The organism is Psychrobacter sp. (assembly GCF_018260395.1).
In the GTDB taxonomy this organism is placed as follows: domain Bacteria; phylum Pseudomonadota; class Gammaproteobacteria; order Pseudomonadales; family Moraxellaceae; genus Psychrobacter.
On sequence record NZ_JAGLBC010000013.1, the window covers coordinates 1 to 16,110 of the forward strand.

Annotated in this window: 14 protein-coding genes; 8 read left to right on the top strand and 6 right to left on the bottom strand. The window is 37.0% G+C overall.

Translation table 11 applies throughout. The annotated features are described in order from the left end of the window. Together QZ265_RS02220 and QZ265_RS02225 are read right to left on the bottom strand one after the other, a co-directional pair. On the bottom strand, positions 1–1,306 hold a 1,306-nt coding region (locus QZ265_RS02220; RefSeq protein ID WP_296402969.1), incomplete at its 3' end, for a fatty acid desaturase. Between the two features lie 268 nt (positions 1,307–1,574). Next, positions 1,575–2,555 carry a glycerophosphodiester phosphodiesterase gene (locus QZ265_RS02225; RefSeq protein WP_296402971.1) on the bottom strand — a complete coding sequence of 327 codons (981 nt, stop codon included), beginning with the start codon at positions 2,553–2,555 and terminating at the stop codon, positions 1,575–1,577. Positions 2,556–2,807: 252 nt separating this feature from the next. Between QZ265_RS02225 and QZ265_RS02230 the strand changes: the two genes are divergently transcribed. Continuing rightward, entirely contained in the window at positions 2,808–3,773 is a 966-nt protein-coding gene (locus QZ265_RS02230) for a hypothetical protein (protein ID WP_296402973.1), read from the top strand. Between the two features lie 195 nt (positions 3,774–3,968). Here QZ265_RS02230 and QZ265_RS02235 read toward each other — a convergent pair whose 3' ends face one another. Next, positions 3,969–4,565 (bottom strand): cob(I)yrinic acid a,c-diamide adenosyltransferase, encoded by a 597-nt coding sequence (locus QZ265_RS02235; RefSeq protein WP_296402975.1) that lies wholly within the window; start codon positions 4,563–4,565, stop codon positions 3,969–3,971. Positions 4,566–4,772: 207 nt separating this feature from the next. Between QZ265_RS02235 and cysS the strand changes: the two genes are divergently transcribed. From cysS to argJ, 6 genes are all read left to right on the top strand, one after another. Continuing rightward, complete coding sequence (cysS, locus tag QZ265_RS02240; RefSeq protein ID WP_296402977.1) at positions 4,773–6,290, top strand: cysteine--tRNA ligase; 1,518 nt, start codon at positions 4,773–4,775, stop codon at positions 6,288–6,290. Between the two features lie 280 nt (positions 6,291–6,570). Continuing rightward, entirely contained in the window at positions 6,571–8,043 is a 1,473-nt protein-coding gene (guaB, locus tag QZ265_RS02245) for an IMP dehydrogenase (RefSeq protein ID WP_296402979.1), read from the top strand. A 241-nt stretch (positions 8,044–8,284) separates the two neighbouring features. Then, positions 8,285–9,640 (top strand): phosphoglucosamine mutase, encoded by a 1,356-nt coding sequence (gene glmM, locus QZ265_RS02250; protein WP_296402981.1) that lies wholly within the window; start codon positions 8,285–8,287, stop codon positions 9,638–9,640. A 204-nt stretch (positions 9,641–9,844) separates the two neighbouring features. Continuing rightward, positions 9,845–10,489 carry a pyridoxamine 5'-phosphate oxidase gene (gene pdxH / locus QZ265_RS02255; RefSeq protein ID WP_296402983.1) on the top strand — a complete coding sequence of 215 codons (645 nt, stop codon included), beginning with the start codon at positions 9,845–9,847 and terminating at the stop codon, positions 10,487–10,489. Between the two features lie 74 nt (positions 10,490–10,563). After that, positions 10,564–11,379, top strand: a complete 816-nt coding sequence (gene xthA, locus QZ265_RS02260) for an exodeoxyribonuclease III (RefSeq protein ID WP_296402985.1) — start codon at positions 10,564–10,566, stop codon at positions 11,377–11,379. Between the two features lie 162 nt (positions 11,380–11,541). Continuing rightward, positions 11,542–12,783: a bifunctional glutamate N-acetyltransferase/amino-acid acetyltransferase ArgJ gene (gene argJ / locus QZ265_RS02265; protein WP_296402987.1), complete on the top strand. Its 1,242-nt coding sequence runs from the start codon at positions 11,542–11,544 to the stop codon at positions 12,781–12,783. A gap of 87 nt (positions 12,784–12,870) precedes the next feature. Here argJ and QZ265_RS02270 read toward each other — a convergent pair whose 3' ends face one another. The 3 genes from QZ265_RS02270 to QZ265_RS02280 all read right to left on the bottom strand — a co-directional run bounded on the left by QZ265_RS02270 (position 12,871) and on the right by QZ265_RS02280 (position 15,204). Further along, on the bottom strand, positions 12,871–13,890 hold the full coding sequence (locus tag QZ265_RS02270; RefSeq protein WP_296402989.1) for an alpha/beta hydrolase: 1,020 nt from the start codon (positions 13,888–13,890) through the stop codon (positions 12,871–12,873). A gap of 111 nt (positions 13,891–14,001) precedes the next feature. After that, positions 14,002–14,970 (bottom strand): alpha/beta hydrolase, encoded by a 969-nt coding sequence (locus QZ265_RS02275; RefSeq protein ID WP_296402991.1) that lies wholly within the window; start codon positions 14,968–14,970, stop codon positions 14,002–14,004. 69 nt (positions 14,971–15,039) lie between these two features. Further along, positions 15,040–15,204 (bottom strand): rubredoxin, encoded by a 165-nt coding sequence (locus QZ265_RS02280; protein ID WP_296402993.1) that lies wholly within the window; start codon positions 15,202–15,204, stop codon positions 15,040–15,042. Positions 15,205–15,523: 319 nt separating this feature from the next. On the opposite strand from QZ265_RS02280, the gene QZ265_RS02285 reads away from it, so the two are divergent. Then, on the top strand, positions 15,524–16,057 hold the full coding sequence (locus QZ265_RS02285) for an adenine phosphoribosyltransferase (protein WP_296402995.1): 534 nt from the start codon (positions 15,524–15,526) through the stop codon (positions 16,055–16,057). Positions 16,058–16,110 lie beyond the last annotated feature (53 nt).

Consider the following 16,110-nt stretch of genomic DNA (forward strand, 5'->3'; position numbering starts at 1 on the left):
GAGATTTTAATACATCATCCACCTCATGTAACCGTTCAGCAAATTCAGTTTTTTTCAATTGCATGGCTTTGGTTTTTAAATCTTGCCATTCTTTTACCGTATCATTAAACATCTCAAATTCAAAATGGACACGGTCACTAAATTTTTGAAAGCTACGTGGTAAATCCATATCTATTATTATGCCATCTTCGTTAGTCATTTTTGAGATTCGTTTTTGAGCACGTTTAAACATCATGTCTACTTCTGCATGTTTGATAGTCATGTCATCTACAGTTCGTAAATCAGAAGCCAAACCTAATTTAGCTAAAGCGGCAATTAACCATTTGGTGGGGTCATACTGCCACCACTTAACGCCATTGCGATAGTCATATTGAAAAAAGTGATGATAGTTATGATAGCCTTCGCCCCAGGTGGGTAGGGCTAATATAAAATTATCTCTGGCAGTATTGGTATCGGTATAAGGGCGAGTGCCAAACATATGACATAAAGAGTTAATAAAGAAGGTTAAATGATGATTGATAACCAGTCGTACCAAGCCAGCTAATAACAAGGTTCCCCATACATCTCCAATCAGCCAGCCCAAGGCACCAATTAGTCCTACGTTGGCCAACAAGACCCATATGCCATAGTACTTATGTTGGATTTGCAGCACTTTATCTTTGGTGAGATCGGGTATGTTTTTATAATCAAATTTACCACTTGGATAATTTCTCAACATCCATCCTATATGACTAAACCAAAAACCTCGTTTTGCTGAATAAGGATCTTCCATTGGGTCATCAACATATCTGTGATGCGTTCTATGTCCAGAACACCAATCAAAGGCTGAACCTTGCACTGCTAAGGTTGCTCCAACTAAAAAAAAGTTACGTACTGCAGGATGTGCTTTATAAGCACGATGCGACATCAATCTATGATAGCCTGTTGTAATACTCATGCCTGTCCAGATGCCAACTGCACCAAAAGTAAGCCAAACTTTAGTACTTACGTGATGAGTGGCTAAGTACCAAGGCGCAATAATTGCAGCAGCAATTGGAGTAGCCACCAAAAATGTTGCTGGTATCCAATTTATAGGAGCATTTTCAAAAGCAAGCTCATTACTATTTAATGGTTGCAAAGCCAATTTATCATTGTCAGAGTGACCATTTATGTTTGTACTATTTAAGTCTGTATTGATTAATTTTGAATTAGATTTACCAATTTTTTTGGCATTATTTAATGAGACTCTACTTATTATACCTATACCTAAAGCACCTAAACCAATAGCGCCAATATAAGTCAAAAGACTCGTAACTTTCGTTTGCATTCTTAAAGCATCCTTACTAAATTAAAAATTTCCATGACGGTCTTGCTATAGTTAGAATACCTTAAATAGACACTAAAGTGAACAGTTATGCACTGGATTTATATCAAGAATTAATGCTATAAGGGCTTTATTACTTTTATATAACATTTGATAAATAGCATGGCAACAAATAATTGAACAGATTTTGAGGCAAAATAATTTACTAGTCATTAAATGAAGTATGATCTGATTAGATAACTCATAAAATATTAATATTTCAAAAAAATAATCAACTTCTCAAAAAAATAGAGGGGTAGTCAGTAATTAAATAATCCACACCCAGCTGAACCAAAGTTTTGGCATATTCAACATTGTTGACCGTCCAAGCTGTTGTAGTTAATCCGTATTTATGGCATTCACCAATAAAATTTTCATTAAATATCGGGTAAAATAATCCAATGGATGTACATCCCAGTCTTAATGCTAATGAAATAGTATTGCTAAACGCTTGCCCAGTGCTCATTAGGCAGTTTTCATTTAGGGTTATTGTATTATTATTAGGGGATATGATACCAGAGCATACCTGCAAACTATTTTTAAACAACTCCTCAGTTAGATTAGATGAAGCAGGCTCAACAAGTAAGCCTCTTCTATATAAGCTAAGCTCAACATCATGTTGTAAATGCTGATGTAACGCCACGTCAAAACTAGTTAGAATAATTGGTAAATCTTTAAAAATTTGGTCGAGTAAACAACTCTTTAATGAATCAACCATCTTTGCATAGTCAGTGCGACAATGAGTTTTGACCTCTAACTCAATATGAGAATAACCTTGAAGCATCTTAGGCATATGCTTTAGCAACATAATAGAGTGCTTTTTATAGGGATAAACATGTTGCACTGATTGATTGAATAATTCGGGTTTAGAATTTGATGATCTTTGGCTATTGTTAAAAAATTCGAAACTTTTATACGATACGTTGATAGGGATGTGACAAATACGCTGAATTTCTTCAGCCGATAGCTGATCTATCCTAGACTGACGATTAAATAGCCTAGTTAAATCTTCATCATGAAATACAATAAGTTCGCCATCTTTAGTTAGTTGTACATCAAACTCAATACCTACAAGTTTACCTTCAGAGTGAGTAGCTAAGTTTTGAATAAATTCAAAACCTTCTTTGCTATTTTCAAAACGTTCACCACGTGCGCCTCTATGACCTAGCAGAGAAGTGGGATTTGTTTGTAGTAAAGTATTTAAAGAAGTCATAGCTATTCCCTTTAAAAGTAAGATAATTTTCAAGATTAAATTAAATTTTACTTAACATTAATATTTTACAAGATATAGATATATAATAAGAATAGTGTAGATTAATATCACCTTTAAGTAATAAGGATTATCAAATGTCTATGCTATGACGTATAATACGCAACATTATATATAATTAGATTTCTATTCAAATATTTTCTTAATTCACGATCATCAGTGATTTTAGTTATTATTGTTTACTGTAAGAATGCCATGGCGGTCTTTAAAGAGGTTATGATGAAGTTGAGTTTTGATTGTGGTTCACGTCCTATAAATTTAGTGGGCGTATTGTTACTATGCGGATTAACTGCCGTTGGGTGTAGCAAAAAAGAGGAGTCTACTGAAAAATCTGAAAAGACTAAAGTTGAGGTAGTCACTACTGCTCCTGTGGTTCAATGTGATGATCAAATGGCTTTAACGCAATTGACTCATTCTATACAGTCCTCTTTAGGCTCTCAGACTCAAAACCTATTTAATAACTATGCAGATAGTAATGGCGAAACATTGAGTTTGACGGATGTCAAAGATTCAGTTGGCTCGGTACTGGTGGATATAGCCAATCCAAAAGTTATTCAAGAAGCTAATTCAAAAGGTATGTTAACTTGTAGTGCTAGCTTAAGTTTAACTTTACCAAATCAAGATGTAACTCGTGCGGATAGAGTATATAAGCGCGTAGAAGACCGTAGTCTTGATGATTTATTACGTTCAGAAGGCATTGTGCTCAATAATAATATGCTGGTTAGTGACAACTTCAATTACATTGTTGGCATGCAAGGTGGTCAGGCAGTGGCTCGATTAGTGGGACAACCTTCAATCTTATTGGCAGCTGCAGATGTTATAGCAAAATCACAGTATCAATCAGTTATCGATGCTCGCACTTCAGCGCCTAATACTATTAAAGTAAGACCTGCTCCAACATTACCTGCTGAGCCAAAACAGCGATCTGCACCACGTGTGCGTCCTGAGCCAGAACAAAAGCAAAAAGCCCCTGTTCGCCAGTCTCAGCCCGCAGAAAAACCTGCTGAATCTTCTGATAAGGCCAAATCTAGTAAACCTTCAACAGTACAAAAGGATAGCCAAGCTGTCACTGCCAAACCTGTTGAAAAAGATAAGCCATTAACTGCAGCCAAAGACGATAATATTGATATGGTTATAGTCGAGGAAGAAGGTACTTATTAATTGATTATTTTATAACTATACATAGCTATAAATTCACATGGTTTTAATTTGCAGATATGGCTTTGTAAGTGTAGTTTTGATATAAAGTAATTAACCTAATAACAATATGTTGATTATCATAAGTTACTAACAAATAGATGAGGTCAGGCGTTTTAAACGTCTGACCTTTTTTGATATATGATTAATAAATTTAATCTATTGGTCAAATTTGTCTAAAATAGTTTTGTCCCACAATACTTCGCCTGAACCTTCAACTTTAGCGCAATATCTAGATAAGACGAATAACCAGTCTGATAAACGATTCAATAGTTTTAAAGCATTTGAAGATATAGCTTGGTCATTGTTTAGATGTAAATTGACAGCCTGACGTTCAGCACGGCGACAAACGGTACGTGCAATATGAGTTTGACTGACCAGCAATGAACCGGCAGGTAGTATAAAGTCCTTTAAAGCTGGCAAGTGTTCATTAAAAGCATCGATTTCAGATTCGAGCCAAGTTATATGGCTTTCATTAATACCTTTATATTCAGGCATCGCCAGTTCACCGCCAATATTAAACAATAGATGTTGGACTATACTTAAGCTATTTTTAAGATTGCTAAAGACAGACGCTTTTTGTGTTGATAAAGCATCAATCTGTGCCAATATCATACCTATGTGAGCATTTAATTCGTCTACATCACCCATAACCACAAAAAGCTGATTTGATTTGCTAAGTCGACTACCATCTGCCATGCCTGTAGTGCCATTGTCTCCAGTACGGGTATAAATTTTCGTAAGTCGATTGCCCATAATTATCTCTCCATTCAAATTGTTGTTGGTTTTATAAATATTTGTTTTTATAAAATGTTGGTTTTCATAAAAAATACAGTCGCATCATATCCCATGCTGATGAAATATAGCAATTTTACCCAAGCTTAGGTAATATGAGCCTACTTATTTAATATATACATCTATATACCTTGTATTTATAAACGGCTTTAATTAAAAGGTTTTACTATGTCAGTATCTGCAAAACTTGTGCAAACCCCTAAATTCCTACATGATCAATTGCTTAAAAGTCAGCCTACATTGAAGATATATGATTCAATGACCACTCAAAAACGTAGCTTTGAGCCATTACAAACGGGTAAAGTGGGAATGTATGTGTGTGGAATGACGGTTTATGATTACTGCCATATTGGTCATGCTCGAGTGATGGTGGCATTTGATGTGATATCACGGTGGTTGCGAGCTATTGGATTTGAGGTGAATTATGTACGTAATATCACCGACATTGACGATAAAATTATTGCCCGTGCTAATGAAAATGGTGAAGAAATTAACCAATTGACCGAGCGATTTATCAAAGCAATGCGTGAAGATGCTACCGCCCTAGGTTGTGAAAGTCCAGATTCAGAGCCACGTGCCACCCACCATATTGACGATATGTTACTGATGATTGATACGCTTGAGCAAAAGCAACATGCTTATGCTGCCTCAAACGGTGACGTTTATTATGCGGTTGATAGCTTTGAGGATTATGGCAAACTGTCAAAAAGAAAGTTAGAGGATCTGCAGGCAGGCTCGAGAGTCGATGTCGATACTGATAAGAAAAATCCATTTGATTTCGTATTGTGGAAGGCGGCAAAACCAGGTGAGCCGCAGTGGGATTCTAACTGGGGTGGGGGTCGTCCAGGATGGCACATTGAATGTTCTGCTATGTCTACCAAATGCTTAGGGAACAGCTTTGATATTCATGGCGGTGGCCATGACTTGCAGTTTCCTCATCATGAAAATGAAATAGCACAGTCAGAAGCTGCTACAGGCTGTACTTATGCCAATAACTGGATGCACGTGGGCTTTATCAATGTAGATGGTGAAAAAATGTCTAAATCCTTAGGCAACTTCTTTACCATTCGTGAGGTAATGAAAAAGTTCCACCCAGAAACCATTCGTTTCTTTATTTTATCAAGTCATTATCGTAGTCAGGTTAACTTCTCTGATGCAGCATTAAAGGATTCACACTCTGGATTAACCCGAGTTTATCAAGCACTCAAAGCGGCAGAAGCATCATTACAAGTAAATTCAGACGATGCGCTAGACATGACTGCGGAGGCTCAAGACGCAGTAAATGATTATACTAGAGAGTTTATTGAAGCAATGAATGATGACTTCAATACACCACAAGCACTAAGTGTTCTATTTAGCTTAGCCAAAGAAGTCAATAAATTGTCTCGTGAGATGGATGATGCCCAATCTATCGTTAAATTAAAGGCAGCTGTAGTAACTTTAAAATCACTGGCTGCCACATTGAATATCGGTCAACTTAGCCCCACTGATTTTCTTCAGGCGCAAATAGGGGTAGTAGGTGAAGGTCAAATGAGCGATGATCAAATTGATCAATTGATTCAAGAGCGTAATGATGCAAAAGCCAATAAGGACTTTGCTCGTGCTGATGAAATTCGTAATTTACTGCAACAAAACAATATTGAACTTGAAGATAGCAAACAAGGCACTACATGGCGACGTATTTGAAAGGTAGTTGCTGAATAGATAGTAGCTTAATAGAGAGGTGCTAAATAGATAGGTGCTTAATAGATAGGTGCTTAATAGATAGGTGCTTAATAGATAGGTGCTTAATAGATAAGTGCTAAATCTTTTTGCTTTGTATCAGACTCTAATTTAATCGTTAATAATTATAATAAATAATAACTTAAAGCCTAACTAAAGTAGGTATTAGCACAAATTCATATGCTCATTCTAGTAATAAATTTGTTATAATAGGCTGCTTATTTTACCTAGCCAAGAGGTCTGTATGTTACGAATCGTAGATGATGCCCTAACTTTTGATGATGTTTTACTCCTACCAGCGTATTCAAACGTGTTGCCAAAATCAGCTTCATTGACGACGAGATTAACTGATGAGATTTCTTTAAATCTTCCTATTATATCTGCTGCAATGGATACCGTAACAGAATCGCAAATGGCAATCACCATGGCTCAACTAGGTGGTTTAGGTATAGTGCATAAAAATATGGACATCGACCGTCAAGCCATGCAAGTACGTCGTGTCAAAAAATTTGAAGCCGGTACTGTGGTTGATCCAATTACTGTAACCCCTGATATTACGGTTGGTGAGCTGCTTCGTATCACTAAGGAAAATAACATCTCTGGTGTGCCAGTTGTTGAACAAGGTAGTGGAAAAGTTGTTGGTATTGTGACCCACCGTGATGTACGTTTTGAAACCAATCACAACCAACCTGTCTGTAATGTCATGACTCCTCAGGATAAGCTGGTTACCGTCAAAGAAGGCGAAACCAACGAAAATATCAAAAAGCTACTTCATGAACACCGTATTGAAAAAGTGTTGGTTGTAGATGATAACTTTGGCTTAAAAGGCATGATTACAGTGAATGACTTTACCAAAGCTGAGAACAACCCTAATGCTTGTAAAGATTCTAAAGGGCGTTTACGTGTGGGCGCTGCGGTTGGTACTGGTGCGGATACTCAAGCTCGCGTTGAAGCTTTGGTTGAAGCTGATGTAGACGTCATAGTGATAGACACTGCTCATGGTCACTCGCAAGGTGTTATAGACAAAGTAAGCTGGGTGAAAAAGAACTTCCCGCATCTTCAAGTAATAGGTGGCAATATAGCTACTGGTGATGCCGCTCTTGCTTTACGTGATGCGGGTGCTAATGCTGTCAAAGTAGGTATTGGTCCAGGTTCAATCTGTACTACTAGAATTATCGCTGGTATTGGTGTGCCTCAAATTTCAGCAATTGATAACGTAGCTTCTGCGCTTAAAGACAGTATTCCATTAATTGCTGATGGAGGAATTCGTTACTCTGGTGATATGGCTAAAGCTATCGCTGCTGGTGCTTCATGTATTATGGTAGGTTCATTATTGGCAGGAACTGAAGAAGCGCCTGGTGAAGTTGAATTGTTCCAAGGGCGTTATTATAAAGCTTATCGAGGCATGGGTAGCTTAGGTGCTATGTCTGGTTCAAATGGTTCATCAGACCGTTACTTCCAAGATGCTAAAGATGGTGTTGAGAAGCTCGTACCTGAAGGTATCGAAGGACGTGTTCCTTATAAAGGGCCTGTTAGTGGTATCGTTAACCAATTGGTTGGCGGGTTACGCTCTTCAATGGGATATACCGGTTGTGCCACAATTGAAGAAATGCGCAGTAAACCTGAATTTATAAGAGTTACTTCAGCCGGTATGAAAGAGTCACATGTACATGATGTGCAAATCACTAAAGAAGCGCCTAATTATCGAGTTAGCTAATTTGAGTATTTATTAATTCATAATTGCTCAGTGATAGTTGCTCCTATTAAATCGTTACTTTATAGTGAACATCTAAATAAAAATTGGATAGAGTTTTAATTACCAAAACTGTTTCGAGGCTTCTTAACTGATAGCCAATAAGACCAAAAGACATATCTTTTGGTCTTTTTTTTGTAGTATATTATAAGATATTATATTTGATTTATTTTGATAGAATTATTGGCTGATTATTGAGGATTATATGAGTTATTTCGGTACAGATGGCATTCGTGGTCTTTTTGGGAAGTTTCCTATCACACCAGATTTTGTTTTAAAGTTAGGTTATATGACTGGGCAAGTACTGGTACAGCAGATGTCTGATTCAAAAAAGAAACCCAGCGTGGTTATTGGTAAAGACACACGTTTATCAGGCTATGTACTAGAGGCGGCTTTACAAGCAGGTTTCAACTCTGCAGGGGTTGATGTACATATGGTTGGTCCTTTACCGACCCCTGCAATTGCTCATTTAACACGTAGTTTTAGTGCAGATGCTGGCGTGGTTATTTCAGCTTCGCACAATCCATATTATGACAATGGTATTAAGTTCTTTGCTGCTGATGGGCGCAAGATTAGCGATGAGATTCAAGAGGCTATTAATCTTAAACTAAAGGGCATTGTTGAAGGTCATGTTGACTATACTCAAGAGAATCCTGCTCAGCTAGGTAAGCATTTTAGAATTAATGATGCAAAAGGTCGATATATTGAATTTTGTAAAGGTAGCTTTCCCTATAAAATTGATTTGTCGCATTTAACCATTGTTATCGATTGTGCTAATGGTTCAGGATATAGCGTAGGACCACGAGTTTTACGTGAACTAGGTGCTGAAGTCATTGCGATTCATAACACTCCTGATGGTATTAATATCAATGATAAATGTGGTTCAACTTATCCAGAAGCGATTCAACAAGCAGTAATCGCTCATAAAGCCGATGTGGGTATTTCATTAGATGGTGACGGTGATCGTATCATCATGGTCGATGAAAAGGGTGAGTTGGTAGATGGCGATGGTATCTTGTATATTTTAGCCACTAAGACCGAAACCAAAGCCACTGGTGTGGTAGGCACTCAAATGAGCAATATGGGACTGCAACTGGCTCTTGAAGCCGAAGGCATTGAATTAAAAAGAGCTAAGGTTGGTGATAGATATGTGATGCAAGCGCTTGAAGAGAATGATTGGATTTTAGGCGGTGAGCCTTCAGGTCATATCTTATGCTTGGATAAAAGCCGTACTGGTGATGCCATTATAGCTGGCCTACAAGTATTGGCTGTTATGGCTCAATCAAATAAATCACTAAGCCAGTTAACTGAGGGGTTTAAGTTATTGCCTCAGAACTTGGTTAATGTAAGACTTGAAAAGATGGCAGATCCTTATGATTTCCCTGAGTTGGTAAAAGCCTTTGATGAAGCTACTCAAAATATAGAAGGACGCGGAAGAATTTTGATTCGTAAATCTGGCACAGAGCCGTTAATTCGAGTTATGGTTGAATTAGACAATGCCAAAGAGTGTACAGAATTAGCTGATAAGCTAGCTGACAAAGTAAAAGCAGTTATGGGTTAATGGTATAAAGTATTAACGGCTAATAATTTAATTTATGGCACATTACTACCACAGTTAAAACTATTAAACTTATTATTGTCACGGTAATTATTGATATTTATAAACTAATTATATTATCGGTGATATATTGAAAAAATGCCGATTGGAATTATTTTATAGCCAGTATTTTATTGTCACTATTTTATGCAAGTTGTAGGGGGATGTATGGATTTTAGCGATCAAAGAGTGTCATACGAAAAGGGCGAGTTGCATGAAGCAGTATTGATTGATAATCCAATTGAATTGTTAAACTTATGGATAAACGAAGCGTTTGATCTAAATATACCCGAGCCTTATGCTATTAGTTTGGCTACATGTGGTTCAGATAACCTGCCAGCAGTTAGAACGGTTTTAGTACGTGAGATTAATGCCAAAGGGATAGTGTTTTATACCAACTACTTGAGCAATAAAGGTGAGGATATCGAACAAAATCCGCATGCTGAAAGCCTTTTTTTCTGGCATGATATGCAGCGCCAAGTTAGGATTCGTGGCACTATTGCTAAAATCGATAGAGCCAAAACAGACGCTTACTTCCAAAAACGACCCTATGAGAGTCAGATAGGCGCTTGGGTAAGTCAGCCCCAAAGTGGAGAAGTTGACAGTCGTGATACTATGGATAATAAATTTGAGCAATTAAAGCAGCAGTATGCTAAAGGTAGTGTGCCTACGCCTGATTTTTGGGGTGGTTATCAAATTACAGCTACACAAATAGAGTTTTGGCAAGGCAGACCCAATAGACTCCATGATAGAATTTTATACACTAAAGATTTGAATAAAGATACTTGGAAGATTAAACGATTACTGCCATAAAGTAATTTTATAAGTATTTATTAAAAGATAATAATAATTTGCAGTTTACATTTTACCTTGGGAAATTTAGGTTTATGATCCGTTTTGTCAGTTTTAATATAAATGGCATTAGAGCTCGTCAACATCAATTAGAAGCGGTCAAAGATATAATTGACCCAGATGTTATGGGCATTCAAGAAACCAAAGTACATGATGAACAGTTTCCATTAATGGAGGTTGAGGCATTAGGTTATCATGTCGAATACTTTGGTCAAAAAGCCCATTATGGAGTGGCTTTGGTTTCTAAAGTTAAGCCTATATTTGTACAAAAAGGATTTCTAGATGAAGCTGATGATGCGCAAAAACGCTTTATTCATGCCCGTTATGTGTTTGATGGTAAAGAAGTTGATGTGTTAAACGGCTATTTTCCACAAGGAGAAAGCCGCGATCACGAGATTAAATTTCCTATGAAAAAAGACTTTTACGCCTCATTAAATAGGTATGTTGATGCTTTAAAGAAAGAAGGACGTACCTTAATTATTATGGGTGATATGAATATAGCTCCTGAGGATAACGATATCGGCATTGGCGAGAAGAATGCCGAGCGCTGGCTAAAGGCGGGAAAAACATCATTTTTACCTGAAGAGCGTGAATGGTATAGTGATTTAATGAAGCTTAATTTATATGATACCTATCGCATTTATAATCCAGACTGTAATGCAAAGTTCAGCTGGTTTGATTACCGTAGTCGTGGCTTCAATGATGATCCAAAACGTGGTTTAAGAATTGACCATATTTTATGTACAGAAGACATTAAAGACAAATGTATCGATGCTGGTATCAGTTATGAGTTACGAGCTATGGAAAAGCCCTCCGATCACGCGCCAATTTGGGCTTCTTTTGAATTTTAATATTTCTTATTTAAAAATCAACTGTTAAACAAATTTATTCAATAAATCCTTAAATAATTGAATAACTCATTTAATAAATAACTCAATGAAAAACTAATTTAATAAAAAATGACTGATTAGATAACTGATCAAATAATAAATAACTATTAAAAAGGGGCACTCATGCCAGTAGGAAATATTGCACCTCCAGAAGTCATTCATGCCATTGATGGTATAGAAATAGGCATTACTGCTGCTGGTATACGCTATAAAAAACGTAATGATTTGGTGGTATTTAAATTAAGAGATAAGGCTGCTGTTGCTTGCGTTACTACTAGTAACAAATGCTGTGCAGCACCAGTATTGTTGGTACGCGAACATTTAAGCCAGCTTGCCACCTCTGATAATTCAGTTCGCTACTTACTCATTAATACCGGAAATGCCAATGCAGCTACTGGTGATGAAGGCTATCGACGTGCCTTGCAAACGTGTGAAGCGTTAGCTTCAAAAACAGAAGTAGCGATTAATCAGATTATGCCATTTTCAACTGGTGTTATTGGCGAAGTTATCAGTAGTGAAGCTATAATTAATGGGTTAGATGCTTGCTTGGCAAATTTATCACACGATAATTGGTTAGCAGCCGCTAATGCAATAAAAACCACAGATACCATTCCTAAGGTGGCTAGTACCCAAATAGAAGTAAGTAATGGAATTCGCTATCAAATTACAGGTATCTCAAAGGGCGCAGGCATGATTCGTCCAAATATGGCCACAATGTTAGGTTACGTTGCTACTAATGCGCCCATTGCAAAACCTTTATTACAACAAATCTTGAAAGAGTTAACTAATTTATCTTTCAATCGTATTACCATTGATGGCGATACCTCAACCAATGACTGCTGTGTTTTAATCGCCACTGGTACTGATACGGCAAACATGATTGATACAGAGCATCACCCGCATTATCAGGCTATATATGAAGCATTAAAAAAAGTCTTTATACGCTTGGCCACCTTAATTGTTCGTGATGGAGAAGGGGCTACCAAATTTATCACGGTTAAAGTAAGTGGAGGTAAGACAGTTGAGGATTGTTGTGATGTTGCCTATGCGGTAGCACATTCACCTTTGGTTAAGACAGCATTTTTTGCTAGTGATCCTAATTGGGGTCGAATTGTGGCTGCAGTCGGCTATTCAGGGGCAAAGAATTTAGATGCCAATCAAGTCAGTGTTACTTTGGATGATGTGGCAATCTGTACCCGTGGCCAACTTGATCCCAATTATACTGAACAACAAGGTCAGGAAGTCATGAGTCGACCTGAAATCACTATAAATATAGATTTAGGTACGGGTGAAGCTAAAGACACCGTGTATACCTGTGATTTGTCACATGATTATGTAAGTATTAATGCAGATTACCGTAGTTAAGCAGCTAAGCTATCGTTAATGATTTATAGGAGGCAGCTACGTTATCGTTAGCTGCCTTTTTTTATATACATTAGTTTTTTATATAGATTAGTTTTGAGAGTCTTCTATAGCATTTTCTGAATCTTTAGAAAAATGATCCGAAAATAAATTTGCCAAATATCGGGCTAGCGTATCTGGTATATCGTGACCCAATCCTGGAATCAACATAAAATCTGCATGAGGTATCGTCTTTGACAAACTTTGACCATGTGCAGGTGGTAATAATCTATCTTTAGAACCATGCACAATTAAGGTAGGTTGTTTTATTTTTTTATCAATATTCACCAGCGAGCCTGTTGCTAATACGGCTAATAATTGGCGGCTTACACCCTTAGGGTAAAAACGGCGGTCGAATAGTAGTTTGGTACGGTTTAAGGCTCGTGTTTCATCAAAAAAATCTGGAGAGGCAATGACTCGTTGTAAGTGCAGATTATTTTCGATGATTTCTTCATCATCTTTGATATCTGTTATAGGTTTGGTTAAAGCTCTAAGAGCATCAAGCTTTGGAGGAGGTAAAAAAGGTTTATTATTGCTGGTAGCAAGTAGCCCTAATTTTTCTATACGATCTGGATGTTCGGCGGCTAAGATTTGAGCAATCATACCGCCCATCGACATGCCAATTGCATAACATTTTTTAATTTCTAAGGCGTTCAATAGCTGATTTACATCTTCTGTCATATCAAAAAGGGTATAAGGAATGCTGTCTTCGTCAATACTTATAGGTAGTCCCAATTTAAATCTAGACAACAAGGCTAGCTTTTTGGAGACAGATTTATATTCTTGAGTCATTTTGTTTTTATGCTTTAACTTACTAGATTTGCCAATATCGCGGTTATCAAACCTTATCACTTGAAAGCCACAATTGATAAGATGTTGACAAAATACATTCGACCAAACTAGAGATTGAGCGCCCAAACCCATTATTAATAGTACAATTGGATCGTTCTCGTTGCCACCACGTTCTAAATAGAATTTATACTTTGGGGTTTTGATTTTATATGCTTGCATGAAATGAGCATATTTTGAGGGTTTGGTTTTAATTTTATACAGTGACTCTGTGTTCGACATAATAAACCTAGTCTTTTAAAATTAGGGCTTAACGAAAGGCCATTATTTAAAAAGATTAGAGCATTACAATGTCAATTTTATGACAATTTTAATAATCGACTAATAGCTTAATTAACTTACCTTGAGCATATGTTTGACAAGTTGAGCCACAATAAACGGTTGAAAATACTCAGGTAAATCATGCGACATACCCTTTATCATCTTGAAGGTAGCATTTGGGATATCCTTTGCAACTGCTTGACCATGCGAAGGTGGAAGAAGGCCATCATAACTGCCATGCATGACTAAGGTTGGTGCTTTAATCTCTTTGCTATAAGGCCTTATAGAGCCTGTCATTAAAATGGCTAGTAATTGTTGTAAACTACCTATTGGATAAAAGCAGCGTTGGTACCTCAATTTGGCAACTTCTCCAACAGCATCTTTATCTATATGCCCTTGCGTACCAACGGTTTTAATAAACCATTTCCCATGTTCAACCATATCTGCTTCTTGATAACTTTTAGGACGTTTGATAAGGGTGAAAAGTTGCTTGGGGCGAGGAGGCGCTAACATAGGTTTATTATGAGTTGAGAATATAAGCGCTAAACGATCTACTAGATGTGGATATGTTGCTGCAAGAAGCTGTGCAATAATTCCGCCCATTGAGGCCCCTAACACATGAACTTGACGAAATCCTAAAGCTTGTATTAGTCCAGCTGTATCGTCTGCCATATCTTTTAAACGATAAGGTACTGGCGTTTTGGAGTTATCTAGTCCCAGTTGCAACTTCATCATAGCAGTTATAGTACTAGCTTTAGGTAAGTCTGAACGTGATATCTTGGTAGATAAACCAATATCACGGTTATCAAAACGGATAACGAAGAATCCGGCATCGATTAAACGTTTAACAAAACTTTCTGGCCAAAAGATAAGCTGTGAACCAAGGCCCATAATAAGAAGCAAAGGTGGGTTTTTAGGATTACCGCCTACCTCAACACATAGCTCGATTTCATTTGAAACTGGTATGATAGCTTGCTGCATCAAGTTTGAAATAGGAGAGGGGTACCAATTGTGTTTGGCAATAGCACTATTTTGCATCATTTTTTAATTCCCTTAATTCAACTTGATAAAGTTTAGCTATTATTAAAATAGAGTAAACTCTAAAGTATACTAAAACTCAAGCATTTCAAAATCTAATTTACCTACACCACATTCTGGACAAGTCCAGTCATCAGGAATATCTTCCCATTTGGTCCCTGGGGCAATACCTTCTTCAGGGCAGCCTAATTCTTCATCATAGATCCAGCCACAAATTATACATTCCCATTTTTTCATTACATAATTCTCTATACGATAAGGTTAATCTTTAAATTTGGGCATTGATTATAACAAACAACTGTATACACCTGTATTTGATTTTTTTGTGATAGGTTCATAAAAAGACTAACAGAGGTTGATATGTTAAAATGGCATCTTGTGTAGCTATATTATCGAATTTATATAATATCGCTCTATGTTGTCCTTTTAAAAGCTTTTTGTTTTACTTTAATTTTGACTTGCTTTAATTTTGATTTGCTTTAATTAAATGTTGAAAATTCTTAAGGGTAATAATCCTAAAAGTACCTTAAATCCTTCAATTACTTCTGGTGCAAAAATGAATAATGACCTTGATCAACACTCAAAACAGCATGTCCTGTGGAAGGCTATTCGCACGGTTCCTGATTTTCCTAAACCTGGTATCGAATTTTATGATATAACTCCATTGCTATTGGACCATGTCAATGAAGTAATTGACGCCATGTTACAAGCGTTGCCAAAAGGTCTATTAGAGCAGATTGATTGCTTTGTTGCTATTGAAGCACGAGGGTTTGTGTTCGCCAGTTTGTTATCGGGCAGGTTGGGAAAAGGTATGATACTACTACGTAAGCCGGGCAAACTTCCGCCTCCGGTTGCCAACAAATCTTATGCATTAGAATATGGCAGTGATACTTTAGAAATTCAAGGTGGAATGCAGCCCAAAAAAATACTTTTAGTAGATGATATCTTGGCCACCGGTGGTACTTTAACCACAGCTTACCAACTGTGCAAAGAAGCCGGTCATGACGTAGCAGGCGTATTGGTATTACTTGATTTGGTAGATTTGCATAAGCCTTTTCCGGTACCTGTTTATACCGTTCTAGAAGGTTAAAGCAATTCTAATTTAGTCTTATTCAATCTTTATAGACTAATTGTAATTGTTAT